Annotated in this window: 23 protein-coding genes, 2 tRNA genes and 1 pseudogene; 8 read left to right on the top strand and 18 right to left on the bottom strand. The window is 49.2% G+C overall.

Annotation, left to right across the window (positions count from 1 at the left end; translation table 11 throughout):
- The first annotated feature begins 7 nt into the window (after positions 1–7).
- Positions 8–646: a YigZ family protein gene (locus NSQ19_RS03235; RefSeq protein ID WP_013858601.1), complete on the top strand. Its 639-nt coding sequence runs from the start codon at positions 8–10 to the stop codon at positions 644–646.
- A gap of 311 nt (positions 647–957) precedes the next feature.
- Here NSQ19_RS03235 and NSQ19_RS03230 read toward each other — a convergent pair whose 3' ends face one another.
- Positions 958–1,995 (bottom strand): glycosyltransferase family 4 protein, encoded by a 1,038-nt coding sequence (locus tag NSQ19_RS03230; RefSeq protein ID WP_013858600.1) that lies wholly within the window; start codon positions 1,993–1,995, stop codon positions 958–960.
- A gap of 491 nt (positions 1,996–2,486) precedes the next feature.
- Positions 2,487–4,493: a penicillin-binding transpeptidase domain-containing protein gene (locus tag NSQ19_RS03225; protein ID WP_340702372.1), complete on the bottom strand. Its 2,007-nt coding sequence runs from the start codon at positions 4,491–4,493 to the stop codon at positions 2,487–2,489.
- Positions 4,494–4,610: 117 nt separating this feature from the next.
- On the opposite strand from NSQ19_RS03225, the gene NSQ19_RS03220 reads away from it, so the two are divergent.
- Entirely contained in the window at positions 4,611–6,113 is a 1,503-nt protein-coding gene (locus tag NSQ19_RS03220) for a methyl-accepting chemotaxis protein (RefSeq protein WP_328014171.1), read from the top strand.
- A gap of 466 nt (positions 6,114–6,579) precedes the next feature.
- Positions 6,580–7,833 carry a C40 family peptidase gene (locus NSQ19_RS03215; RefSeq protein WP_340702371.1) on the top strand — a complete coding sequence of 418 codons (1,254 nt, stop codon included), beginning with the start codon at positions 6,580–6,582 and terminating at the stop codon, positions 7,831–7,833.
- Positions 7,834–7,930: 97 nt separating this feature from the next.
- On the opposite strand, the gene NSQ19_RS03210 is transcribed toward NSQ19_RS03215, so the two are convergent.
- The 3 genes from NSQ19_RS03210 to nagA form a co-directional block, all read right to left on the bottom strand.
- Positions 7,931–8,641, bottom strand: a complete 711-nt coding sequence (locus tag NSQ19_RS03210) for a GntR family transcriptional regulator (RefSeq protein WP_013858594.1) — start codon at positions 8,639–8,641, stop codon at positions 7,931–7,933.
- Complete coding sequence (gene nagB / locus NSQ19_RS03205) at positions 8,634–9,362, bottom strand: glucosamine-6-phosphate deaminase (protein WP_017553752.1); 729 nt, start codon at positions 9,360–9,362, stop codon at positions 8,634–8,636. The genes NSQ19_RS03210 and nagB overlap by 8 nt, the downstream gene beginning before the upstream one ends.
- Positions 9,363–9,587: 225 nt before the next feature.
- The gene (gene nagA, locus NSQ19_RS03200) at positions 9,588–10,721 is read right to left on the bottom strand and encodes an N-acetylglucosamine-6-phosphate deacetylase (RefSeq protein WP_029142736.1); all 1,134 of its coding nucleotides are present in this window, start codon (positions 10,719–10,721) and stop codon (positions 9,588–9,590) included.
- Positions 10,722–10,922: 201 nt separating this feature from the next.
- Between nagA and NSQ19_RS03195 the strand changes: the two genes are divergently transcribed.
- Positions 10,923–12,401: an MDR family MFS transporter gene (locus tag NSQ19_RS03195; protein ID WP_340702370.1), complete on the top strand. Its 1,479-nt coding sequence runs from the start codon at positions 10,923–10,925 to the stop codon at positions 12,399–12,401.
- A gap of 97 nt (positions 12,402–12,498) precedes the next feature.
- Here the strand turns inward: NSQ19_RS03195 and metA are convergent, their stop codons facing one another.
- The 4 genes from metA to NSQ19_RS03175 all read right to left on the bottom strand — a co-directional run bounded on the left by metA (position 12,499) and on the right by NSQ19_RS03175 (position 15,796).
- Positions 12,499–13,404, bottom strand: coding sequence for a homoserine O-acetyltransferase MetA (gene metA, locus NSQ19_RS03190; protein ID WP_019721663.1), 906 nt, complete (start codon positions 13,402–13,404; stop codon positions 12,499–12,501).
- Between the two features lie 91 nt (positions 13,405–13,495).
- Positions 13,496–14,443: a mannose-6-phosphate isomerase, class I gene (gene manA / locus NSQ19_RS03185; RefSeq protein WP_340702369.1), complete on the bottom strand. Its 948-nt coding sequence runs from the start codon at positions 14,441–14,443 to the stop codon at positions 13,496–13,498.
- 97 nt (positions 14,444–14,540) lie between these two features.
- On the bottom strand, positions 14,541–14,936 hold the full coding sequence (gloA2, locus tag NSQ19_RS03180) for an SMU1112c/YaeR family gloxylase I-like metalloprotein (protein WP_013858588.1): 396 nt from the start codon (positions 14,934–14,936) through the stop codon (positions 14,541–14,543).
- Positions 14,936–15,796: a CvfB family protein gene (locus tag NSQ19_RS03175; protein WP_237348994.1), complete on the bottom strand. Its 861-nt coding sequence runs from the start codon at positions 15,794–15,796 to the stop codon at positions 14,936–14,938. The genes gloA2 and NSQ19_RS03175 overlap by 1 nt, the downstream gene beginning before the upstream one ends.
- A 103-nt stretch (positions 15,797–15,899) precedes the next feature.
- On the opposite strand from NSQ19_RS03175, the gene NSQ19_RS03170 reads away from it, so the two are divergent.
- Positions 15,900–16,088 (top strand): hypothetical protein, encoded by a 189-nt coding sequence (locus NSQ19_RS03170; RefSeq protein ID WP_019721660.1) that lies wholly within the window; start codon positions 15,900–15,902, stop codon positions 16,086–16,088.
- Between the two features lie 5 nt (positions 16,089–16,093).
- A complete protein-coding gene (locus NSQ19_RS03165; RefSeq protein ID WP_014095912.1) occupies positions 16,094–16,225 on the top strand; it encodes a DUF6254 family protein in 132 nt (43 codons plus the stop codon).
- Between the two features lie 167 nt (positions 16,226–16,392).
- Here the strand turns inward: NSQ19_RS03165 and NSQ19_RS03160 are convergent, their stop codons facing one another.
- From NSQ19_RS03160 to NSQ19_RS03125, 8 genes and pseudogenes are all read right to left on the bottom strand, one after another.
- A complete protein-coding gene (locus NSQ19_RS03160) occupies positions 16,393–16,581 on the bottom strand; it encodes a cold-shock protein (RefSeq protein WP_014095913.1) in 189 nt (62 codons plus the stop codon).
- Between the two features lie 569 nt (positions 16,582–17,150).
- The gene (locus tag NSQ19_RS03155; RefSeq protein WP_340702368.1) at positions 17,151–18,137 is read right to left on the bottom strand and encodes a LacI family DNA-binding transcriptional regulator; all 987 of its coding nucleotides are present in this window, start codon (positions 18,135–18,137) and stop codon (positions 17,151–17,153) included.
- A 19-nt stretch (positions 18,138–18,156) separates the two neighbouring features.
- A complete protein-coding gene (locus tag NSQ19_RS03150) occupies positions 18,157–19,197 on the bottom strand; it encodes an aldose epimerase family protein (RefSeq protein WP_340702367.1) in 1,041 nt (346 codons plus the stop codon).
- A 293-nt stretch (positions 19,198–19,490) separates the two neighbouring features.
- Positions 19,491–20,975, bottom strand: a complete 1,485-nt coding sequence (galT, locus tag NSQ19_RS03145; RefSeq protein WP_340702366.1) for a UDP-glucose--hexose-1-phosphate uridylyltransferase — start codon at positions 20,973–20,975, stop codon at positions 19,491–19,493.
- Between the two features lie 5 nt (positions 20,976–20,980).
- On the bottom strand, positions 20,981–21,976 hold the full coding sequence (gene galE, locus NSQ19_RS03140; RefSeq protein ID WP_340702365.1) for a UDP-glucose 4-epimerase GalE: 996 nt from the start codon (positions 21,974–21,976) through the stop codon (positions 20,981–20,983).
- A complete protein-coding gene (locus NSQ19_RS03135; protein WP_340702364.1) occupies positions 21,973–23,154 on the bottom strand; it encodes a galactokinase in 1,182 nt (393 codons plus the stop codon). The genes galE and NSQ19_RS03135 overlap by 4 nt, the downstream gene beginning before the upstream one ends.
- A 103-nt stretch (positions 23,155–23,257) precedes the next feature.
- Positions 23,258–23,617 (bottom strand): hypothetical protein, encoded by a 360-nt coding sequence (locus tag NSQ19_RS03130; RefSeq protein WP_340702363.1) that lies wholly within the window; start codon positions 23,615–23,617, stop codon positions 23,258–23,260.
- Between the two features lie 238 nt (positions 23,618–23,855).
- Positions 23,856–24,993, bottom strand: a pseudogene (locus tag NSQ19_RS03125) (acyl-CoA dehydrogenase family protein).
- Positions 24,994–25,133: 140 nt separating this feature from the next.
- Between NSQ19_RS03125 and NSQ19_RS03120 the strand changes: the two are divergent.
- Positions 25,134–25,206: transfer RNA gene (locus NSQ19_RS03120), tRNA-Thr, on the top strand.
- An 18-nt stretch (positions 25,207–25,224) separates the two neighbouring features.
- Positions 25,225–25,315 (top strand) — tRNA-Ser (locus NSQ19_RS03115).
- A gap of 49 nt (positions 25,316–25,364) precedes the next feature.
- Here NSQ19_RS03115 and NSQ19_RS03110 read toward each other — a convergent pair.
- Complete coding sequence (locus NSQ19_RS03110; protein ID WP_340702362.1) at positions 25,365–26,150, bottom strand: 5'-nucleotidase, lipoprotein e(P4) family; 786 nt, start codon at positions 26,148–26,150, stop codon at positions 25,365–25,367.
- Positions 26,151–26,185: the final 35 nt, after the last annotated feature.

The following is a 26,185-nucleotide window of genomic DNA, read 5'->3' as shown; positions in this document are numbered from 1 at the left end:
GGTTGCAATGTTAAAAGAATATTATACAGTCAAAGGCGAGGCTGTGCATGAAATAGATATCCAGAAATCACGGTTTATCGCCCATGTGAAGCGGGCGGAATCGGAAGAGGAGGCGCTCAGTTTTATCGCTTCTGTGAAAAAGAAGCACCGGGACGCTAATCACAACTGTTCCGCTTATATGATCGGTGAGCAGAATCTCATTCAGAAAGCATCGGATGACGGCGAACCGGCCGGCACAGCGGGCGTTCCGATGCTAGAAGTGCTGAAAAAGAAGGATTTGAAGGATACGGCAGTCGTGGTGACGCGCTATTTCGGCGGGATTAAACTCGGAGCCGGCGGGTTGATCCGTGCGTACAGCAAAGCAGCTTCAGAAGGCATCAACGCATGCGGCATCGTCAAAAGGACGCTTACCGCCACTTTCCATGTCAAACTGGATTATACGTGGCTCGGAAAAGTCGAGAATGCGCTGCACCATTCCCCTTATGAAATAAAAGAAATCCGGTACCTCGGGCAGGTGGAGCTGGATATTTATGTAAAAGAAGGGGAACAGCATGCTTTTGAAACGTGGATTTCAGATTTAACGAACGGGCAGGCGGATGTGGCCGAGGGAGAAAAACTTTATTTGGAAACGGATGTTGCCCGGTAAAGAGAAACGCACAAATTGGAAAAAGCAGAAGCGGAAAGCCCGTCATCCGGCTTTCTGCTTTTTTATACCGCAAACGGCTGAACAAGCGCTGAGCCGGACACAACCGGCCGTGGCGGGAGATACTGAAATCTCAGCCAGATTGACGTAAAATTTGGGACTTGCAAAACAGGTTTTCAGCCGGCCGGAACGGCATCATCGTTACAATGACCAGGGGCTGCCAAAACCGCAAACCCGAAACTGCCAGTTGCGGTTGTGTGCAGGTACCGCCCCGGATTATTTATTGCGGGAACGGCCCCGGTGGATCCGGACGGCTATGACCGGTTTTTTATAAAATTTAACAGCGGCTTATAATCTTTTCCGACCAGGCCGATGCTTTCAACGAAAATTTCAATTGTAATCAGGATCACACCGATAAAAATGAGCGAGCCCCAAAGCGTCGCCATCGAGAAGATAAAGGCGGCGAGGCTGAACATGGCAGCAATCGCATAAATAATCAGCACGACTTGGCGGTGTGAAAAGCCGAGGCGCAGCAGGCAATGGTGCAAATGCGACTTATCCGGGGCCGATAAAGGCTGCTTATGGACAAGCCGGCGGATAATCGCAAAGAAGGTATCCGAAATCGGCACACCGAGAATAAGCGCCGGAATAATCAAGGAAATAAAGGTTACATTTTTAAAGCCGAGCAATGACAGCACGGAAATCATGTAGCCGAGAAAAAGCGCGCCGGTATCGCCCATAAAAATCTTTGCCGGATAAAAATTATAAAATAAGAACGCAATCGTACTGGCCATCAAAATCAGGCCGAGCACCGTCACATAGGCGTCCCCCATAATGATCGCCATGCCGGAAATCGTCAGCAGTGCAATCGAGGAAACCCCCGCAGCCAGCCCATCCAATCCGTCAATTAAGTTGATGGCATTCGTGACGCCGACAATCCACAAAATCGTCAGCGGGATGCTGAAAATCCCAAATTCCAGCTGTCCGCCGAAAGGAAGATTGATGAATTCGACATGAATGCCGCTTAAAACGACAACCAGTGCGGCTGCCAGCTGGCCCATGAGTTTGACGCGCGGCGACAGCTCTCTTATATCATCAATGATGCCCGTTAAAACAATAATCAAGCTGCCGAGCAAAATAGGCAGCGAATGCGGGTTGTCCGGCTGAAGCAACAGCACGCCGGCGATAAAACTGATATAAATGGCGAGGCCGCCTAAACGGGGCATGACTTTCATATGGACTTTCCGCTGGTTCGGCTTGTCAACTGCCCCGATCCGGATCGCCAGTTTTTTGATCAGCGGCGTCAGGAGTATTGTGAGCATAAAGCATATAAACAAGGTCAGGAATATCAATGTGCTGCCTCCTTTGGTTGATCATAACCAATAAGGATTGAAGTGGTCGTGAACGCGCCACCGATGCCTGAGCATGATAACCGTTTCACTTCTTCTCGAAAACATCATACCTTAACTTTCTTAACATAAGCTTAAAAAAATATTTACCCGAAATTCACTGTAATCATTATAATTGTTCTCCGACAATTTATCCACTATCATTTGAGCGAATCTACTATTTTTCATGCTTTTTTTCGCAGCAGGATCGCCGCCAGCGGTTTTTTGCCGTGCCCAAAAAACTGCAAAAAAGGGCATCCCTGGCCATTTTAGCGTCAGGATGCCCTTGGAACAAGAATCGCGTTGTTTAAGCGAAGCGGACGGCATCTAAAAACAGGCCTTTTTAGCGGCCACACGGGCATCCGTGCCGCTCCCCGGAATACTGCTTTTTGTGCCGGAATTGGGCTTTACCGTTTTCTGCAGGGGGATGGCCGGATGGCCGTTGCAAATTTTACTTATCGAAACAGATTTACGGCTTTATTCACGACAAGCCCGCTGCCGCCGCGGTGTTTAACATCTTCAATCAGCATCGCAACAAGCATATTCGGGTTTTTCTCGTCATATACGACGAAAAAGCCGTTTTCTTTGCCGTTTTGGTCTTTTTGGCTCTTTTTCAGTTCAGCGGTGCCCGTTTTTCCCGCAAGCTGCGCCCCGGAGATATTGGCAGCGTGCGCCGTGCCGGACGGATCCGCAACAACCTGGCGGAGCATGCCGGAAATCTCCCCGCTAGTTTTGCTGCTGGCAGCATGTTTCCAAACTTTTGTTTTTTCACCCGCAAGCAAATTTGGCTTCAGTTCATCGCCGCTATTTAAAAACGGCGTGTAGCTGATGGCGAGATGGAGAATATTCATTTGCATCTGCCCCTGGCCGTAACCTGTGTCCGCAAGCTGGATGTCGCTGCTGAACTTGCCGGTGGACGAAATTTGCGATGCCTTTAACGGATACGCAAACGGAACGTCTTCCCCGAATCCGAAACCCTTCAGGCCCTTTGCAAATTTGTCCGCCCCGATATCAAGCGCGGTTTGGGCGAAAAAGATATTGTCGGATAACACAAGCGCTTTTTCCATGTTTTCCGGGCTGTTATTGGCGTGGACGCGGGTCACTTTATAGCTGCCCCAGCCAGCGCTCTTTTGCCATGAAGTCCCTGTAATCGTTTTTGTTGCCGCGGCTGTTGTAGTCCCGGTATCAAGCGCAATGGCAGCTGTGACCGGCTTGATCGTTGAACCCGGCGCATACGTAAGGGCAAACCGGTTAATGAGCGGCTTACCCGGATCTTTTTCAAGCTTCGTGTAAGTGGAAGAAGACATGCCTGAAATAAAATCATTCGGGTCAAAAGCAGGCGTGCTTACAAGGGCAAGCACGTCGCCCGTTTTCGGCTGGATGGCCGCGGCCGTGCCGGCATCCCCCTTCATTTGATTGTAAATTTTCTTTTGCAATTCGGCATCGATTGTGACTTTGATATTTTCGCCGTTTTTTACTTTTTGTTCAGCAACGGTGTAGGTGCTTCCGTCCTGCTTCTCAATGTAAATCTTTTCACCTGCCCGGCCGCGGAGCTTTTGGTCATACAATTGTTCGAGCCCGCGCTTGCCGATTACACTCTCAGCAGTATAGCCTCTCTTTTCCAGCTTTTTCAGTTCTTCGCCAGTGATGGCACCGATATAGCCGGTTAAATGCGCAGCGGCTTTCCCGTAAGGATAAACGCGGGCATCAACCGTTTGCGAAGAAAAGCCCGGGATGGATGTGACTTTTTTTACGAGATCCTTCTTCTCCATTGGGACTTTTTTTAATGGGACAAACAAATGAGGCTGCACCCAGTCCTCGTCCAGTTTTTGTTTGATTTCATCTGCTGGCATGCCAAGCAGGCCGGCAGCTTTTTGCATATCCGCTTGTTTATCCCCTTTCAATTGTTCCGGAATGACGCCGATTTGGTACACGCTGCCGTTTTGGGCCAATGCTTTTCCGTTCCGGTCCAAAATTTCCCCGCGGACAGCGTTTTGTTCGGACACTTTAATCGTATCCCCTTTGGCCAAATGCGGGAGAATGAGATCCGGCTTCCAATCAACATACCAGTTTTCTTTTTTGTCCCGTTTTTCCTTTACAAGCGCCACTTTATCCTTGTAGGCGACTTTTCCGGCTGAGGTTTGGAACGAAATTTTGACCGGTACGGTAACTTTCTCTTTGTTTTTATAGGCGTCTTTATCCAACGGTTTGTATGAAACATTTAAATCTGAAACATTCAAGTCCCCGTACACTTTTTTGTACCGGTCCGCCACCTCTTTTTTCGCATACGTTTTCTTTGTGGAAGCCGATACATAACTTTGGTACATTTCCGCAAATTTTTCCTGCTCCCACGCTTTTACATAATCTGCAAGGCGTTCATTCGGTGTCGGCGTTTTTTCGCAACCGGCAAGGGCCGCAAAAACCCCCAGCAGCAAAGCAACTACGAATACATATTTCCTCAAAAAATCTCCTCCCTGATACCGGCAAGCTTCCAACTTTTGAGAAAAAAATGGAGAAGTTTACCGGTTTTTGTGTTACATTTGTATTAGATAAGAAGAACTAGATTTGGAGGTAAGAACGTGGACACCATTACACAGTTAAAAGCAGACAACATGCGCAAAAAAAGCCTTCTGATGTTTATTACCTTGCTTGTTGCCCTGCTCGTCATTTTTGCAGCCTATCTGTACAAACAAGAGGCCGGAATGGCTGTCCTGTACGGAGTGGAAATTGTTGTTCTTCTGGCCCTGTATTTTGCACTCGGGCGCGCCATGAAAAAATTCCGCCTGTTTTCTTATGCGAGCGTCATCATTTCTTATTTGTTCAGAATATATGCCATCCTTTTTGTCCAAAACAGCTTCTCCGTAAATATTTTGTTTTTCTTTCTGCTTGCTTATGCGGCATTGCAGTTTGAAAATGTCCTTTTCTTTATCGGAGCCGGCCTTGGCATTGCCGGATTTCTTGCCAGCTACTGGCTGCCGGCCGCCGATGCGGGCCTCATTCACAACCTGGTCCCGACCGCTGTGCTCTGCTATGTTTTAACCGCAATTTTATTATACGCCATGATCTACCTGCATCAAAATTTGATGGATTCTTTTCTTTTATCCATAAAGAAAACGATTCAAACCATGGAAGACCAAGGCGCGGCTTACCGGCAGGAAATGGCAGCAATCATTGACCGCGTTTCCAATGTGAACGACAATATCCAGACCAATTTGCACGCCCAGAACGAAATGAAATCCGCCGTTCATGAAATCTCTAAAGGCAGTGTAACCCAAAGTGAGCAGATTGCGCAAATTGCCGGACACGCCGGGGATACGGTGCAATCGATGGAATTTTTAACACAAATGTCCGGTGAACTGACAAACGAATCACTTGAAGCACAGGAAACGGCAAAAGCCGGGGAAAAGGCGGTGGAAAATTTAACGCTTGAAATCAGTGATGTGGTAGATACGATAATGGAGTTGAACAACACATTTACAGTGTTAACGCAAAAAGTGGAAGAAACGAATACGTTTACCGACAGCATCAAACAAATTACGGAACAGACGAACCTGCTTGCGCTGAATGCTTCGATTGAAGCGGCACGCGCCGGGGAAGCGGGCCGCGGGTTTTCGATTGTTGCCGATGAAATCCGGCGCCTTGCGGAAACGACACACGAGACAACCGAAAAAATTAACCATAATTTGGCTGATTTGAATCAAAGCAACGCGGCGGCACGGGATAAGCTGGAATTAAGCAGCACGCAAATTTTGACGACAGCGGAATCAAGCCAAAATGTAACGACCTATTTCCGTAAACTATTAAAAACTTTAAACGGGCAGGTTGAGAAGTTTAAAGAATTCGATACGTTATCCAAAAAAGTGACCGAAAAGGCGCATGGCGTGGAAGGCGCATCAAGCGAACTCGCGGCCATCATTCAAGAAACCTCTGCCAGCCTGGAAGAAATGTCAGCCACGATTGAAAGCTTAACGAATGACCACCATACGATCGCAGAAACGCTCAACGAAGCGGCTGTCCAGGCGGAGCAGTTCCGGGCAAAAACCGAAAAAATGCAGAAAAAGTTTGCCGATCAAATCATTTAGCAGACGGCCTGCCGTTTTTCCGGACAAGCAGAACATATCCCGGTCCTGGTTTTCCTTTCCGCGCATGCGTGTACGGCCGCTTCCAGGGCAAATTTGTTTGCACCGTTTTCCGGGTTTTACATTTTGCGCATGCGCATACAGCCGCGGGTTTTGCCGGAAAAGGAAAAACGCAAACATTTGCCGGTTTTTCCTTTTCCGGCAAATGCGGAAAACGGCCGCCCGGGTTTTACAGGGGAGCCCCGCGTGAGGGATAGGCATTTTGACCAGCGGCCCCGCTGTTTGGCCAAAATGGTAAATCCATCCACTCCCAGTAGCACCATCTGCTCCATTTCGCTGTTTTGCGCCGCTTTCATTGGAAAAAAGTGCAATCTTTTCCTATAAAATGCCGAAATGGGGTACCATTGTGAAAAAATTTTGATAGAATGATAAATAGAGAGATAAAAATATAAATGGAGGTTACACGAGTGTGAGAAAGAAAACAATCTTTTCTGTTGCCGCTACAACCATTCTGGCCACTTCGTTTACATCGCAGACATTTGCCCAGACATATAAAGTCAAAAAAGGGGATTCCCTCTGGAAAATTGCAAAGAAGTATAATACGTCCGTCGGTGCATTGAAATCAACCAACCATTTGGCATCCGACACGATTTACCCGAACCAGGTGCTAAACGTTTCGGCGTCCCAGGCAAAAGCTTCGGCCCGTTCTGTTTCGGCCCCATCCTCTTCTGCCAAAACGTACACGGTCAAATCGGGGGATACATTAAGCGCGATCGCCTTAAACCACGGCATATCGGTTTCAAACTTAATGAGCTGGAACAAGCTCTCTTCATCGCTGATCCATCCCGGTGACGTATTGGCCGTTTCCAAAGGGGCAGGTTTCGCTTCCCCGTCCAGCAGTCCAAGCAGCAGTCCGCGTCCAGCTGGCAGTTCGAGTTCCACGACTACATACACAGTAAAAAGCGGAGACACATTATCCGGCATCAGCAAACAGTTTGGGACATCCGTCAGCAAGCTCAAATCTTTGAACAATTTGAGTTCCGATTTGATTTTTGCCGGCCAGAAGCTGAAAGTAACCGGCAGCAGCCCGTCCGGTTCTTCCACATCGGGAACGGCAGGTACTGCAAATTCAGGCAGTTCCGGCTCCACGGCTACAGCTACATACACGGTTAAAAGCGGAGACACGTTATCCGGCATCAGCAAACAGTACGGGATCGCCGTCAGCAAGCTCAAATCTTTGAACAATCTGAGCTCCGACTTGATTTATGCCGGCCAGAAGCTGAAAGTAACCGGCAGCCCGTCCGGTTCTTCCACATCGGTCACAGCGGGCGATACCACTTCAGGCAGTAGCCATTCTGTATCGTCTTTAATCCGCATTGCGAACAGCTTAATCGGCACGCCGTATGTGTGGGGCGGCACGAGCCCGTCCGGATTTGACTGCAGCGGCTTTATCTATTATGTATATAAAAAAGCCGGGTACGATATTTCCCGTACGAATGCAGCAGGCCTTTATAACCGTTCTTACTATGTGAGCAGCCCGAAACCGGGAGATCTTGTCTTCTTTGAAGGCACGTACGGAACCAATCCGAGCGCGATCACGCATGTTGGTATCTATCTCGGCGGCGGCCGGTTTATCGCCGCGAATTCCGATGGCGTGTCTGTTTCTTCTGTCAGCTACAATTACTGGAAATCCCATTTTGACAGCTATAAACGTTTGTATTAATTTGCCGTTCTATAAATTGAACTAAAAAACCGCGGAAGATTCCGCGGTTTTTTTGCATCTGTACCGGCTTGCCCCGGCATGACCTGTTTGACCCTTCCTACATATAAAATTTAAAGCGGCTGCCGGCGTATTGCGCTTTGACATATTCAAACGGCGTGCCATCCGAAAGCGAAGTTACGCGTTCAATGGACAGTACCGGCGAACCCGGGGCCACTTTTAACAGTTTTGCCAGCCGTGCGCTCGCCGCAACGGCTTCAATTGTCTGGACCCCTTTTCCGAGCCGCAATCCCTTTTCGCGTTCGAGAAACTGGTAGAAAGAACGGTTTAATTTCTCTTCCGTAAGCCCTGCCGAAATCCTTGCCGGGGTGATGATCGATTCGAATACAATCGGGATCTCATCCCCGTAACGGAGCCGCTCGATATGGAGAACGTGTTCCGGCTCTTCCAGCGCGAGTGCCTCCATTTCCTGCACGGAGGCTTCCCTTTCCAGAAACGCCACGATTTTATTCGAAGCTTTCATCCCGCGCTCTTCCATCAGCCGCGTAAAACTCATCCGCCCTTCCAAAGGCTGCTCTACCTTATGTTCGCTGACAAACGTGCCGCTTCCCCGTTTTCTCATTAAAATGCCTTCATCCACCAAACCTTGTACCGCCTGGCGGACTGTCATTCTGCTCACTTCAAAAAGTTCGCTTAGTACCCGTTCAGACGGAATGGCTTCACCTGTTTTCCATTCCCTCTCCCTAATTTTCTTTCGGATTTCTTCCTGAATTTGAAAGTAAATCGGGATCGGGGAGGTTTTGTCAATCATGGCGCTTTCCAGCATCCTCCAGCAAAGAAGCGGCATCTACATCAGCAACGACAACGACATCCGGATGCATTTGCAGAACGGATGCCGGGCAGGCTTCGTCCACCGGACCTTTGATCATGCTGCGGACTGCTTCAGCTTTGCTTTTGCCGAATGCCAGCAGAACGATTTTTTTCGCGTCCATAATCGAAGCAATCCCCATCGAAAGGGCGCGGTCCGGCACATCTTCTTCTCTTTCGAAAAAGCGCCGGTTTGCTTCCCGCGTCGATTCGGTCAGTTCGACAATATGCGTTCTGGAATGGAAGGAAGTGCCCGGTTCATTAAAGCCGATGTGCCCATTTTTACCGATGCCGAGCACTTGCAGGTCGACCGGATGCAATTTTAAAATTCTTTCATACCGCGCGCATTCTTCTTCGAGGTCTTCTGCCGTTCCATCAGGCAGATACGATTGTTTAAAATTCATATGCGAAAACAGTTCTTTTTCCATGTAATAGTGGTAGCTGTGTTCATCTGTATCTTTGAGGCCCACATATTCATCAAGATTGACGGTGGTGACATTTGAAACGTCCAGTCCGGCATTCCGCATGTACGCATACAGTTTCAGCGGCGTGCCCCCTGTCGCAAGCCCGAGCGTGCGGATTTGCCCTTCCCGGATCCCTTTTTCGATCAGTTCATAGGCGTATTTTGCTGCTTCATCGCTTGTTTTAAAAATTTCCACGTTCATTTTTATCCCCGCTTTCCAAGATCATCGTTTTTTAATCTGTCTTTCCTGGCCATCAGACACATTTCTTACACGCATGGTCCACAGCAGGTTGCGTGTTATCCCGCTTTCCAAAATGATACGTTAGTTTAACGTGCCATGGTGCATCCAGCGGGACAAAATCGGCATCTTTCCAGTTTTAGCCGGGACCGAACCCGCACGCCTGTGGTTGGCAACAGTTTATGCGCGTTATCCCTGCTCTCCAAGATGGTATGTTGTTTTGACTTGCCATTGTTCATCCAGCAGTACGAAATCGGCATCTTTACCAGCTGCCAGGCTTCCTTTTTGCGTGAGGCCGAACTCGCGCGCCTGGTTCACGGAAGTCATCTGTACCGCTTCCGAAATGGAGCAGCCGGTAAATTTCATGATGTTGCGGAACGCATCGTCCATCTTTAAGATGCTGCCGGCAAGCGCACCATTTTCAAGCCGGGCTTCCCCGTTTTTCACCAGCACTTTCTGGCCGCCGAGCTCCGACTCCCCGTCCGGCAATCCTTTCGCCCGCATCGCATCGGTAATGACGGAGATTTTTTCCGGCCCCTTTATTTCATACGTGAACTTCACCATATCCGGGTGCACATGGAGGCCGTCAGCAATCAGTTCCACTTGTACATAAGGTGACAGCAACGCATGCCCTGCAACGCCGGGCTCGCGGTGGTGCAGGCCGCGCATGGCATTATAAAGATGGGTCGCATGGGTTGCCTTGCTTTGTAACAGTTCAGCACGGACGGCATCTGAATGGCCCATGGAAGGCACGATGCCGCGTTCAATCATCACATTTTCAAATTCCCGTGCACCTTCATTTTCTGGGGCGTAGGTGACGAGCTTAATAAGATTCCCGGAAGCTTCAACCCATCTTAAAAACAGTTCCGTATCCGGCGCCTTGATATATTCAAGCGGCTGGGCCCCCGCTCTTTTTTTTGAAACAAACGGCCCTTCGAGATGAATCCCTTCGATCGTTGTGCCCCCTTTTTCTTTTGCCGCTTTCACGGCACGCAAGGCGGCTTCGATTTTTCCGTAATCCTGGGTCATCGTTGTTGCGAAAAAGGAAGTTACACCTTCCTTCCGCAATTTTTGGCTTAATGTAACGAGCGCCTCCGGATCGGCATCCATCGCATCAATGCCATAACCGCCGTGGATATGGACATCAATCATGCCCGGGATGGCTGTCATCCCTTTCCCGTCGATCACTTCTTCTCCTGCTTTCGGCCGGTAATCTGCCATTTTGCCGGTTTCAATGATTTTATCTGTAAACCGGATAAATCCGTCTGCAATATGTTCATTTCCTGTATAAAGATTGCTGTGAATCAGCACTTTTTCCGCCAACGGGAAACACCTCTTTTTTAAAATTTATATAGTTGTCTATACCAATTATCATTTATTGTGTTTCAGTTGTCAATCTTTATTATGGAGAAAGGATTTCTTTTTATACAGGTTCTTTCCTGATTGTCTGTAAATCTATTTTTCCGCGGTAAGTTGAGATATACTAGAAAAAGTGCAGAACGAACAAATCATGGAGGATTTTTTATGAAGCAAACCAATATCAAGGCGGTCACGATTGCTTTGTTTGTGGCCACCTTTTTAACAGCCATTGAGGGAACCATTGTTAGCACCGCGATGCCGCGGATTGTAAGCGATCTGAAAGGGATCGGCGTGATGAACTGGGTATTTGCCATTTACTTGCTCACTTCCGCGGTAACGGTTCCAATTTTTGGGAAGCTTGCGGATTTGTACGGCCGCAAAAAAATTTTTACGGCCGGCACCATTGTTTTCCTTGCCGGTTCGACATTGTGCGGTCTCGCCGGTTCGATGGGGAAACTGATTGTGTTCCGTGCCATTCAGGGAATCGGGGCCGGGGCGATCATGCCGGTTACGAATACCATCGTTGCCGATATTTATCCGCATGAAAAACGGGCGAAAATGCTCGGGTTTATGGGAGCGGCATGGGGCATTGCCGGTGTCATCGGGCCTCTTTTCGGCGGTTTCTTTGTCGACGAGCTCACCTGGCACTGGATCTTTTTCATCAATCTCCCGTTTGGCTCGATTTCCGTTTTGATGGTCATCCTGTTTTTACATGAGCGGGTGGAAAAAACGGAAAATGCGATTGATGTATGGGGGGCTGCCACCTTTTCCGCCGGGATGCTCGCATTGCTTTACGCCCTGCAAAAAGGCGGGGATACAAACGACTGGGGAAACCCGGTGATCTTGGGATTGTTAGCAGGCAGTGTCATTCTCCTTGGTTTATTCATTTTGATTGAGTACCGGCATCCGGATCCATTAATGCCGCTTTCGTTGTTCCACATCCGGGCCATTTCGGTTTCAAATCTGGTTTGTTTTTTGGGCAGTGCCGTTCTGATGGGGATTAACGTTTATATTCCGATGTGGATCCAAGGGCTTGAAGGGCATGGCGCAACGCTATCCGGGCTCATGCTGGCACCGAGCCCCGTCCTGTGGATGCTCGGCTCTTTTGCCGGCGGAAGGCTTCAGCTGAAATACGGGGACCGTTTGGCGTTTTTAACGGGAATGGCCTTCATTTTAGGAAGCACAGTCTGGCTCAGCCTGTTCTCATTGGGAACGCAGGAATGGAGTTTTTACGTTTTCTCCGCCATTTCCGGATTCGGGTTCGGGATTGTCATGACGATCTCGCTCGTTTCGGTGCAGTCGGCGGTGGACTGGTCATTGCGCGGGGCGGCGACAGCATCGAATACATTTTTCCGGAATCTGGGGCAGTCGGCCGGTTCCGCTGTATTCGGTACGTATTTCAATGCAAAGATTGCCGAGGAACTTGCGAAAGGCAATCCGGGCGGGTTTACGACGAATTCGCTGAACAGGCTGATCAATCCGGAAAGCGCGGGCCGATTTTCGGAAGCGGCGCGCGAATGGCTGCGGCATGTGCTTTTTTCAGGCATTCATTCGATTTTCATCCTGCTTGCCGTAATTTCACTTGTTTGTTTTCTTCTCTCTTTCGCGGTTCCGAAAGCGGAAGGGGAAAAGGGGCTGTCCTGATACGCGGGGCTGCCTCTTTTTTGTTTTTCAGATGATTCCGGCAGGGCAGTTGCGGATTTTTAAAAAAGCCGCCCCTGTTTGCGGGACAGCCCTTTGTTTACCATTGATACGGTGTTTCCTGATATACATAATAGTTCAGCCAGTTGGAAAACAGCAAATAGCTGTGCGAGCGCCACGTATGGAGCGGCCTCTCATTGGCATCGTTATTCGGAAAATAATTTTTCGGGAGGGCGGTGCCAAGCCCCTTTTGCTGATCGCGCACATATTCATCAGCGAGGGTTGTTGCATCATATTCCAAATGGCCGGTGATCATAATATTTTTCCCGTTTTCATCCATTACAATGAACGGCGCGCCCTCTTCCGATATGGAAACGAGCTGAAGTTCCGGATGGTTTTCAATGGCTGCGCGCGCAACATCCGTATAACGGGAATGGGGCGCGTTAAAAACCTCATCAAATCCGCGGACCAGCTTAACCATCGGCAAAAACAAGCGGTGTTTGAAAATGCCGAAACACTTTTCCGGCAGTTCGTACTTCTCAATGCCATAATGGTAATACAATGCAGCCTGCGCACCCCAGCAAATATGTAATGTCGACGTGACATTGGTTTTGGTCCAATCCATGATTTTCTTCAGCTCGTCCCAATAATCCACCGCTTCGAAGTCCATTTTTTCAACTGGGGCGCCGGTAATAATCATCCCGTCAAAACGGCGGCCTTTCACTTCGTCAAAAACCGTGTAAAAATGTTCTAAATGGTAGCTGCTGACGTTTTTGGATTGGTAAGTCGACGTCCGGAGAAAAGTGATGTTGACCTGCAACGGCGTATTGCCGAGGAGGCGCAGCAGCTGCAACTCCGTTTTTTCTTTTTCCGGCATTAAATTTAAGATTAATATATTCAGCGGACGGATATCCTGCGTTCTCGCCCTGTCCTCATCCATCACAAAAATTTTCTCTTGTCTCAGCAGCTCTCCGGCAGGTAAATCTTTCGGTATATTGATTGGCATTTTCAACGTCTCCCCCATACTCAGTTGTCATGTATTTTTCATTATATCGGTTTTCTGCCGTTTGCTGCAATATTCTTGATAGACAGACATTTTACGGATGGGATACGATCAGCGTCAGACGGCCTTCCAGTTCAAAATTGCCAAATCCGGACGGAAGCAAAAAATGCATCCCTTTTTCAAGCGGATAAGTTTTTCCGCCGGCTTTCATGGTCCCTTCCCCGTCAAGCACACTGGCCAGTTCGAACGGTTCGTTTTGCGTAAAAAGTGCGGTCCCTTCTACATCCCATTTATATACAGAGAAAAAGGCTTCCTTTGCAAACGTTGTGATGGTAACGCCCGGTTTTTCTTCCGTACGGGGGCGGACTGCGGCATCCCGGTGCGGTATCATCGTAACATCAATCGCTTTTTGCAAATGCAGTTCGCGTTTGTTGCCGGCAGCATCCGTCCGGTCGTAGTCATAAACGCGGTACGTTGTATCACTGCTTTGCTGCGTTTCGAGCACAAGTGTCCCTTCGCAAAGCGCATGAATCGTCCCGCTTGGCACATAGAAAAAGTCCCCCGGGTGAATCGGCACTTTGCGCAGCAGGCTGTCCCATTTTCCTTCTTCAACCAGGCGGACAAATTCTTCTTTCGTTTTGGCATGATGCCCGTAAACGAGTTGTGCGCCTTCTTTGCAATCAATGATGTACCAGCATTCTGTTTTGCCGAGTTCTCCGTTTTCGTGTTCATTGGCGTATGCATCGTCCGGGTGAACCTGGACCGATAAATCTGCATTTGCATCGAGGATTTTTGTCAGGAGCGGGAATCCTTTTCCAGACATTCCGCCGAATACGTCACGCCTTTCTTCCCACAGCTCCATCAGCGTTTTGCCGGCAAATTCGCCGTTTTTTACAGCCGACGGGCCGTTCGGATGGCCGGAAATGGCCCAGCACTCCCCTGTATGGTCAGACGGGATGCGGTAACCGAACCGGTCCCTCAGCGCGGTGCCTCCCCAAATTCTTTCTTTAAAAACCGGTTCAAGAAATAAAGGCTCGGTCATACAAATCTTCCTCCTTGAAAGGCAATCCTTTGCTCAAATATGAACAAAGCATTTTCAGTCCTTTTCATTATAGCATACCGCTCCTGCAGCCGCGCCGTCAGCTTTCATACAATTCGATCGGAAGGCCGTCGGGATCCTGGAAAAAGGTGAATTTTTTCTCTGTAAGCGGGTCAATGCGGATTTCTTCTACTTGAATGCCCATTTCTTCAAGCCGCTTTTTATCCGCTTCTACATCGTCCGTTTCAAATGCAAGATGCCGCAAGCCCGCAGCTTCCGGGAATGTCGGGCGCGCGGGCGGATCCGGAAAGGAAAACAGTTCGATCTGATATACGCTGCCGACCGAAAGATCCAGTTTGTAGGAATCACGTTCTTTCCTGTATACTTCCCGCACCGGCTCCAAACCGAGGCAATCCACATAAAAATGCTTTGATTTTGCATAATCGGAACAAATGATGGCAATATGGTGAATGCGTTTCAACCTTGGAACTGCCATTATTTCCCCTCCTTCCGGTATGTCCAGCCTTCTTGCTGGTAGACGGTGCCGTTTTTCATCAAACGGCCGAGCGCACGTTTAAACGCCGCTTTGCTGATGCCAAACCGCTCCTGAATCTCTTCCGGCATGCTTTTATCCCAATACGGCATTTTTCCGCCGCGCGAATCCATATAGGCAAGGATATTTTCCGCATCTTTATCCAATGCTTCATAAGCGCGCCCTAAAAGCGAGATATTCAGCGTCCCGTCCTCTTTTACATCAATGACGCGGCCTTCCACTTTCTGCCCGAGGCGCGGTTCGTCGTCGCGCTGCGATTCATGGATAAAACCGATATAGCCGTCATCTGTGATGATGGTCGAACCCGCTTTTGCCAGCCGGAACACATGCCCGGTGACATCTTTGTTCCACATTTCCCTGCCGGCTTTTTTCGCTAAATCCCTGACTATGTTTTCCCCGGCTAATTTTGCGAATAATCGCCCATGTTTGTCAAGATCAAGGGTAATGTATAAATGATCACCTTTTTCCGGCCAGAGCGAGCGGATCGGGGGCAGGTCATCAACAGAAAGAAGCATATCTTTGTGAATGCCGATCGAAACGAAAACGCCAAGTTTTTCTTTGGTGCCGGCAACTTCCGCCCAGCCGGATGTCCCCAGCCGGATGTCTGGAATCACGTTTGTCGCGGCCAACCTCCCCTGATGGTCCTGATATAGAAAGACGGTTTGCACCGCTTCTGGATCAAAGGGTTCCGTAATATCCCGGTGATGCAGGAGCACGTCTTCTGTCCCGTTAGATAAAAAATAACCGAACGGCGCTTCCCGCACCACCGTAAGTTCGGCAACGGTTCCTGGTGTTAAATCCATTGCAGCAGTTTCCTCCTCCGTAAATCGTTTGCTTCATAATAGGTAATTATAACATTGATCGGCGGAAAACATGATTTTATTTTGAACAAGGAGTGGAAATACTATGCCTGACAAACGTGAGGTGACGCATCGGGACAATGAGGCGGAAACGGTTGTCAATGATGCGCATGGGAGCAACCAGGTTGGTTTGTTCAGTGAACATAAGCCTTATAAACCGTTTGCCGTGACAGCGCTGGAAACGGATGAGGATATGAAAAGATTCGCGAAATTTACAGATGGCAAACAGGAGTGATCCAGGTGAGTAAATCAAAGCGCGAAGAAGAACGACAGTGGAAAGTCCGGAAAGAATCGCAAAACCCGCACGGCAAAGTGAAATCTCTGGAAGAAATCGCGGATGAGATATTCGCCGAATGGAAAGAGAAAAAGTGAGATAAAGGGGTGCTTTCATGGCACCCCTTTTGTATGCTGGAGACCGTGCCCAATCAGGTTTTCCGAAATGGCTTAACGATTCCATAGCGGGCGCAGACAATAAAAAACCCGTTGAAAACAGAGGTTTCAACAGGCCCGAAAAATGGCAACAAAAAATAACTGTTTTTTTAACTTCCGATAACTGGCAGCACGCGTACTTCTTTTTTCATATCGGAGTGGCAGAGCGGGCAATGCGGCTTTTCTTCAAAAGTAAAGTTTTCACGCATAAAACCGTTGCAATCATCGTTTGTGCAGGCCCATACAGTTGTTTCCACCTCAGGCACCGGCTCCTTCTGGTTATTAAAATATGCCATCATAAAAGACTCCCTTCTTATGTTTAGTATAACACACTTTAACACAAAAAAGGGGACCGGACCTGCTGCGTTAACGTATGCAGGCAAGTGTGTGCAAACCGTCCCGGTGCATTCGTGCATACTTCTATTATATGCATGCTTCCCCGGCTTTATGCGCCCGCTTTGCACCAGGCAAGGGCTGCGGCTTGCAACCGGGCTGGGGCCGGTGCCTGCCCTGCTTCGATGCATTGGCAGCACCCGCTTTACATTCTGATCCACTTTCCGCAAGTTCGCGGCTATTTTTTCGCGCCCCTGCTATTTTTGAAGCCGGTACTTGCACTGCTTCAAGATCTGCCCTAAATGCCTGCCCACTTTTCGAAGGGTTCGGCAATTTTGTTTGCAATCTATGCCATTTTGAAACCGGAACCTGCACTGCTTCGGCGCCTTTGCATGATCTGCCCTAAAATTTGCCCCGTTTTCCGCAAAGTCGCGGCCATTTTCTTTACACGCACATGCTATTCCGAAACCGAGATCCGCACTGCTTTGCAACGCCCGGCCAATCATTTTTCCGGCTTCGCCATTTTGCTGCCCGTTCATCCGCTTTTGCGGCAAACGAGTTTTGTGGCAATAAAAATTTTCTTTGCAACGGTTCTGCCTTCCAAACGTTCCAGCAGCGTATCGACTGCTGTCTCGCCCATCAATTCCGTATACACTTTCACAGTAGAAAGCGGCGGGAAAACATATTTGGACAGCGAGATGTCATTGACGCCGATAAGGCTTACGCGGACGGGCACCGGGATGTTGTTTTCCGCAAGCGCCTTAAGGCAACCGATCGCAATCGCATCATTGGCGGCAAAGAAAGCAGTTGGAAGCGCGTCCCCGTGTTCGCGGACCGCCTCGTTCATCAACCGGTACCCATCTTCAGTCGAAAACGCGCCGATATATACCCATTTTTCATTCCAGCGGCCCGCTGCCTGCATCCAGCGCCTGAACGCCATTTCGCGCGGATCCTCAATCGTGGCGGAGGCATCTTTATAATTTTCCCTGCCGCCGATAAAGCCGATTTGCGTATGGCCTTTTTCCGTAAAATAGGTGAGCACTTTTTCCGTCGCTTTTTCAAAATCGGCCACAACGGCATCAAAACGGTTGTCATCAGGCGAGCAGTCGACAAATACGATATTCGGGGTAACAGAGAGAAGCTTCTCCACTTGCGCAAGGCTGAATTTCCCGACGGCAATGATGCCCTGGATTTGCTCTTTCCCCATCTCTTCCAAATGGGTCAAATCGTATTTCGTCAGCCGGATATTTTTCATGCTGCAGCGTGCTTCAATGCCCATTCTGATTGATAAATAATACAAATCATTCAGTTCTTCTTGTTCCGTATACCAGTACACAAGCGCAATTTTGATTTTTTCCGGTTTCCGGGCTGCCTTTTTCTTGTAAGAAAGTGCTTCTGCTGCTTCAAAGATTCTTTTTTTCGTATCGTCACTAACGGAAAGTGACGGGTCGTTATTCAGCACGCGTGAAACCGTTGAAATGGAAACACCCGCCTTCTCAGCAATATCTTTAATCGTTGCCATTGTTACACCTCAATCTTTTTCAGCCAAAAATCCATTTTGTATGGGCGCGGTATGTTTCACCCGGCTCCAGAATCACAGACGGGTATTCAGGGTGATGGATCGCATCCGGCACACCCTGCGTCTCGAGGCAGACCGCCAAATAATCACAAGGCTTGCGGCCGCGGATTTCATATGTGTCATTTCCCATCGTATTGCAAGTATAAACGATGACGCAAGGCTGGTCGGTTTCCACCGTCAGCATGCGCCCGCTCTCTTCGTCTTTTAAGCGGATCGGTTTTTCCGTTTCTGGCAATAAAAACGCGTGGTCATAGCCGTTTCCGACAAGGACGTTTTGCGGATGATCCGATACCGTGCCGTCTTCGATTTTTCGCCCGTTCCGGAAATCGAATGCGGTACCTCTAACATCAAAAGTTTTCCCTGTCGGCAGCGTTTCCCGGCCAAGTTCCAGCACACGGCCACTCGGGATTTGTAGTTCATGGCCGCGCACATCGCGTTTCATGTCGCCGCTTAAATTGAAGTATGCATGATTGGTCATGTTGACGATCGTTTTTTTATCCGTATGTGCCTGATAAGACAGCTTCAGTTCTTGTTCATTTGTTAAAAGATAGGTCACGGTGGCATCGAGATTTCCGGGATAGCCTTCTTCGCCGTCCGGGCTTGTATACGTAAATTTCACACCAACTGCGCCGTCTTGTTCAATGGGCGTGCTGTCCCAGATGACGGCGTTGAACCCTTTGAAGCCGCCATGGAGATGGTTGCGGTTTTCATTGGCAGAAAGCTTGTATGTTTTGCCGTCCAGTTCAAAAGATGCTCCAGCGATCCTGCCGGCAATACGGCCGATAATAGCGCCGAAATACGGAACACCATGGAGGTAGCCGTCAAGGTTGTCATACCCGAGCACGATGTTTTCCGCTTTGCCGTTTTTGTCCGGCACGATGATCTTATTGATGATGCAGCCGTATTCAAGCACCGTTACAGATATGCCGCGGTCATTTTTCAATTCATAAGCATGGACCGGACGTCCTTCCAATTCCCCAAACAATGCCTTTTTGATTTCCATTTTGATCATCCCTTTTCCGTTAAAGATTGCGGGCCATAAAAAACGGCCCGGTGTACCCGTTCGAGCTAAAAGTTACGGAATGTGATGTATAGCCTTCGGTTGAGCCCGCGTTAAAGTGTTTCCGGCTCCAGTTCCCCGCGACCGCGCCAATCGCTTCCGGAATCCGCGGCCGGCCTGAAAGCCCCGTAAAAACCGGTCTGCTGTTTGGTGTGCGCGGTACATTCCGGAAGGCGTTTAGCAGCCTGCACCCTTTCGTCGTGAACATGCGCAAAAAAGGTTGGAACGGACCGCCGCTACAACTTACGCAAAAAATTCCGGAATGCCTGTTTTCCTCTTTCGTCCCGTTTAAAGACGCCGGCGTGCTGCAAAACTTGCAAGAAGACTTTGCCCACTTCGCTGCGGACGATGCCTTCCACGTTTTCCGCTGCCACCGTGCCTTCGTATTTTTTCTTTAAACCGTTTGCCCAGTCAAGATGGTAGGCGGCAATGGCATTCGGCTGCCCGAGCAAATATTTCTCCACTTCGGCCAGCTCATTTTTCAGCCGTGCTGGCAGAATCGCAAGCCCCATCACTTCAATCAGCCCGATATTTTCTTTTTTAATATGATGGACCTCGGCGTGCGGGTGGAAAATGCCAAGCGGATGGGTTTCGCTTGTCCGGTTGTTGCGGAGTACAAGATCAAGTTCAAACCTGTCCCCGCGTTTTCTTGCGATCGGCGTAATCGTGTTATGCGGCGTCCCGTTTGTTTCCGCGAGGATATCGGCGGAAGGGTCGCTGTACTGTTTCCAGATTTGCAAAATATGATCCGCAGCCTCGGTAAGACGTGCCGCCTCTGTACTCCGCAGCCGGATGACCGACATCGGCCATTTGATAACGGCGGCTTTCACATCCGGAAATGCCTTCATTTCAAAACGCCAGTCGTCAGCCGCTTTTGCCATCGCAAATTCATAACGCCCGCCCTGATAATGGTCGTGCGACAAAATCGAACCGCCGACAATCGGCAGATCGGCATTTGAGCCCAGGAAATAATGCGGGAACCGCCCGACAAATTCAAGCAATCTTTGAAAAGCCGATTTGTCGATTTTCATATCGCGGTGTGTTTCTGACAGCACAATGCAATGTTCGTCGTAATACATATATGGTGAATATTGCAAATACCACGGCTCGCCGCCGAGGGTAAGGCGGATAAGCCGGTGGTTCGACCGTGCCGGGTGCCCCGTTCTGCCGGCATATCCTTCATTTTCCATGCAAAGCAGGCATTTCGGGTAATGGCCTTTTTTGGCGTTTTTTTCCCTGGCAATGGACTTTGGGTCTTTTTCCGGTTTTGAAAGATTGATGGTAATGTCAAGATCGCCGTATTCCGTTGATGTCTTGTATACAATGTTTTTCGCAATCTGCTTCGTTTGGATATAATTGCTGTGTTTGCTTAACGCGTAAAAATAATCGGTCGCTTCAGCCGGGCTTTCCGCATATTTTTCCCGGAAAATACGGTTTACCGTTGATGGGCGCGGTGTAAACACATTCATGACGTGGCTTGCAAAAATGTCTTTCTCATCCAGTACATCCTGAATGATGCCTTTTTCGCACGCGTAACGGACAAGCATGCCGAGGAGATCAGGAATATCCTGATCTGCCCCGCCTGCTTCCGGTTCACGGAATTCATCCAGATGCAAAAGCGACAGCACCTGGTTTCTCGCATACACCCGATCTTCTTCCCCGATTAACCGGGTGCGGACAGCCTTGTTTACAAGCTGCTCGACCGTTTCAAAAATTGCCACTGGTTTCACCTTCTGTCGTCGTAACCGTTTGGATGGCTTTCATGCCAGTTCCATGCATCTTTGATAATCTGGCGGATATCCGTTTTTTGCGGATTCCAGCCGAGCACACGTTTAGCCTTTTCGGATGAAGCGATGAGCGTGCTCGGATCCCCGGCGCGGCGGTCGCCGATTTTGACGTTAAAGCCTTTGCCGGTCACTTCCCGGACGGTATCCACAATTTCTTTGACAGAAAATCCGTTGCTTGATCCGAGGTTGAACACATCGCTTGCGCCGCCGTTCTGTAAATATTGAAGCGCAAGAATATGGGCATCAATCAAATCTTCCACATGGATGTAATCGCGGACGCATGTCCCGTCTTTTGTATCATAGTCTTCGCCGAAAATGGTAATCGCCTCGCGTTTTCCAAGCACCGTTTCCAATACAACCGGGATAAGATGCGTTTCCGGATGGTGGTCTTCGCCGATTTCGCCGGTTGATCTTGCGCCGGCTACGTTAAAATAGCGAAGTGCAACGTATTTAATGCCGTACGCTTTTTCACACCATTTCATCATTTTTTCCATCGCCAGTTTTGTCTCGCCGTAAGTGTTGGTCGGAACGGTCGGCATTGTCTCTGTAATCGGCACGCGTTCCGGTTCCCCGTATGTTGCGGCGGTCGAAGAGAACACAATATGCGGCACATGGAATTCTTTCATCATTTCAAGCACAATTTGCGTGCCGTATACGTTGTTGTCGAAATATTTCAGCGGCTGTTCCATCGATTCGCCGACAAGCGAGTTGGCTGCAAAATGAATGATCGCGTCAATTTTTTCCTTTCCGAACACGTCCCGCATAAAGGCACGGTCGCGAATATCGCCTTCGTAAAATTTTGCCTTTGGATGGATTGCGCTGCGGTGGCCGGTCTGCAGGTTGTCAATCACCACCACGTCATATTTTTGGTCGATCAGTTGATATACGGCATGCGAGCCGATATAACCGGCTCCGCCTAATACTAAAATGCTCATGCAAGTTCCTCCATTGTGATTTCTTTTGCCCCGTCGCCGATGCTTGCGGTGTAGAAGTCCGCCCGGTAGCCGATTTCTTTTTCATAGACGTCCCCGACATTTTTGATAAACGCATCGACTTTGTCATTTTCGACAATTGCAATTGCACATCCGCCGAATCCTGCGCCCGTCATTCTCGCCCCGAGCACGCCCTCCTGCTTCCAGGCAGTTTCGGCCAGCGTATCAAGTTCTTTGCCGGTCACCTCGTAATCATCCCGCAGCGAACGGTGGGAGGCATTGATCAGTTCCCCGAAAGCGGGCAGGTCGCCGCGTTTTAATGCATCAAGCGCTTTAAGCGTGCGCGCATTTTCATAAACGGCATGCTTTGCCCGTTTCCTCACAATCTCATTGTCTATGATTTCCTTGTTTTTTTCAAATGTTTCTTCTGTCAAATCGCCGAGCGTTTCGATATCGAGTCTCTTTTGCAGCTGTTTCAGTGCCGATTCACATTCCGCACGCCGTTCATTATATTTAGAGTCCGCAAGTTCGCGGCGTTTATTCGTGTTCATAATCAAAATTTTATGGTGATCCAGCTTGATCGGGGCATATTCGTATGCAAGCGTGGCACAGTCGAGCAAAATGCCCGCGTCTTTTTTGCCCATCCCGACCGCGAACTGGTCCATGATCCCGCTATTTACGCCGATAAATTGGTTTTCCGTTTTTTGCCCGAGCTTGACAAGATCCAGCCGTTCCACTTTTAGGTTGAACAATTTTTCAAGCATCACGCCGGTCAATAGTTCAATGGAGGCGGAAGAAGACAGGCCGGCCCCATTCGGAATATTGCCGTACACGAGACAGTCGAAACCCCGTTCTATTTCATGCCCGGCTTCCTTCAAATATTTCAGCATGCCTTTCGGGTAATTGGCCCAGTCATGCGCTTTGGTGTACTCAAGGTTGTCGAGCGTAAATTCGATGACGCCCTTTTCTTTAAAATTTAAAGATACAAAGCGGATGTTGCGGTCACCGCGTTTTTTCGCCAAAGCATACGTCCCCATGGTAATCGCGCACGGAAACACATGGCCGCCGTTATAGTCAGTGTGCTCCCCGATCAGATTTATCCGGCCCGGCGCAAAAAACGCGCGCTCCGCCGCCGTCCCGAAATACTCCTTGAAAGCCTGAGGCAAATTTGGGCTGCTCATGTTCGTTCCCCCTAAGTGCAATAGATTGCAAACGGTTTCTTCGTTTTCATCTTACACGAGGAAGTAAAAAAATGCAATGTTTTTTACTAAAATTTTACCTGCATCATTCAACATCTGAATAATAGAGTTTGAATTCGATGTCCTGGTCGTGGTTGCCAAAACCCTTTCCAAAAATGGTCGCGCCACCGACATGTTCCGTATCTTCCAGTACAGCAATCCGGAAAGTGATCAGGCTGTTTCGGAGCGGCAAATCCGAAATTTTGACATCCGACAGGCATTCCCCGTCCATATACGTGCCATACTGGTTGATCCGCAAATGTTTCAAAAGGCCGTACTGGCTGTGGTTGCTCTCCCACCAGCCGGGATTGTATTTGCCGCGGATATCCGAAAAGTTTCCCGGGCACGTCCATGTGCCGAGGTTTTTTGAGTAAGAAACAAACGGCCTGCTGTCATATACCCGCAAGCCGAAAACCGCCCCGGAAAATATCAGGAAAATCCTTGAAAAATGGCAGGATGAAAACGTACGGGCTTATCCGGCAAATCATAGAATGTAAACGAACCATAGAGCGGCAACGGTGCAAATTCAGCACTTGCCGCTTTTTTAGCGGCAGCGGCAAAGCGGGCCAAAAAAAGAGGCGGCGCTTTGCTGCTTTGCGCCCCCCCTTTCTTCCCGGCTATTTAGACCATCGGATCTTTTTGTTTTACACCCGCGCGCCGAGCTGCATGAGGACGGCATCATCCATCGGCGGATTGTGTAATCCCGCACGCACATCCCGGTAATAGCGCTGCAGCGGGGTTTTTTCGGACAGGCTTCTGGCACCTACGATGCGCATCGCTAAATCAACTGCTTCTATCGCATGATTTGTAACCGCCATTTTCGCCGCCCCCAGTTCCGGGCCCATCTCTTTTCTTTGTTCTGCCCCGGCTTCATCCCACATTTTTGCAACCGAATACAGAAAATGCCGCGCCTGCATCAGTTTCAGCTCGATTTCACCGAATTTCTGGCGGATCGCCGGCAGTTCCGCAATCGGATGGTTCAGGCTGTTCGGCGTATACGATTTCGCAAACCGGGCCGCTTCCCGTTTCGCTGCTTCGGCAATGCCTAAATAACAGGCCGGGATATGGAGCAGATAACCGGCCGGCTCTTTCTTTTTCGTCTGGATCTCCGCCAGGTTCGCAAGCGGGACTTTGGCGTTTTCCAGCACAACATCATGGCTGCCGGTTGCCCTTAAAGCAATGCTGTCCCATGTTTCGATGACGGAAAGGCCTGCCGTATCCCGCGGAACGACAAAACTGCCAACCGCTTCTTTTTCCGGAATCGTTGCGGTAATGATAAAAAAGTCGAGCACCGGAGACATGGTGGCAAATGTTTTTCTCCCGTTTAATACCCATTCGCCGTTCTTTTCCGTTGCCGTTATTTTCCGGCATGCCACCGCGCGTCGGGCTGCCCGTTTGCACTTCGGTTGCGCAAGTGTTGATGAGGGCGGCCTCCCCTGCTGCCGCACGGCAAATGCGTTCAAACAATTGCCCGTTCCATGTTCTTGTTTCGGACAAATGCATGAAAATCCCCATATGCCATCCGATGGAAAGGGCAGTCGACCCGTCCGCAACCGCGATGGCCTCTTGCAGGCGGACAAGCTCATACAGCGAAATGCCGCCCCCACCGTAGTTTTGCGGCACAGTCAGCTTTGTATAGCCTGTTTCTTTTAAATCTTGAATATTTTCAAAAGCAAACCGCCCTTTCAAGTCATTGGCAGCCGCCCTTTCGGAAAACGGGCCGGCAAGCGTTTGAATCAGTTCCAGTTTTTCCTCCAGCGTTGAGGTTTGTAAAAAATCCATATCCTTTCCTCCCCGTAAAAACTCTTTCCTTTTATTTTACCGGAAACATGCCGGAAAAACATGACAACACTTTTTTTAAATTTCCTCTTGCAATCCGGATTTTATTATAATATAATTTACATTGTCCTGATTGATTCCATGCTGGTGTAGCACAGTTGGTAGTGCACTTCACTCGTAATGAAGGGGTCGGAGGTTCGAGTCCTCTCACCAGCATCTTTCTTTTTTCCATATGGAGAAGTACCCAAGCGGCTGAAGGGGACGCACTCGAAATGCGTTAGGGCGGGTGACCGTCGCGTGGGTTCAAATCCCACCTTCTCCGCCATACATAATGCATATAAAAATTCCGGAAAAACTCCGGAATTTTTTTGCGTTTATGAACCACATGGCAGTTCATGTTCCCAATCCCCGTAAACCGGATTCGGGAATACGATAAACTTGCGGCCAAATGCATGGCGGAAACGGTCTGCTTCCAGGCTGCGCGCCTTGTTTCCTTTTGCGTCAAATGCCTTAAAAAAGTCCCCCAGATTATCACCGAACAAGGCAATGATGTCGTGGTCCTTTTCAACAGCCTGCCGGCGCGTTTCTTTGCTGCTTGTTCCTTGTTGCAACAGCACATGGGAACGGACGGCCTGCGGGATCCCTTCTTTTTTCAAGTTGCGAAGGGTGGCATCCATATATTTTTCGTCACGGTTTGAAATGTAATAAATATCGATTCCTTTTTTGTCGGCATATTTTAAAAAGGAAAGCGCCCCCGGGAGCGGTTTTGCTTTTGCTTTTTTCACCCATGCTCCCCAGCCGTTACCAAACGAAATGCCCTTTTCTGCCATATAAGATAAGTACGGCCCGTTGTCCAGCACCGTTTCATCGAGATCCAGCACGATGGCCCGCTTCTTTTTTACCTTTGTTTTCAGGCTCTCCTCCATACGCTGTTTTCCGATATTGTATCCTTGATAATAGAGCGCTCTTGCTTCCCCGGATGTCCGATACCAGGCAACCCCCATTTTGGTCTGTTCCGCTTTTTGCTTTGCCGTGCAGCCCGAAACCGGAACCGTCTTCATGACGGCAGCTTCCCGGTTTTGTTTGCCGCCTTCAGCAGAGCATCCTGCATTGCCGAGCACCAGTGCAAAGACCATTAGCAATCCTGCAAAATAGTTCATGCTTGCCCCTTCTTTCTAAAATGCTTTTACGTTTA

Origin of the sequence: Weizmannia sp. FSL W8-1119, assembly GCF_038008605.1 — a bacterium.
Taxonomy (GTDB): Bacteria; Bacillota; Bacilli; order Bacillales; family Bacillaceae_C; genus Weizmannia; species Weizmannia coagulans.
This window is presented reverse-complemented; position numbering and strand designations above follow the sequence as displayed.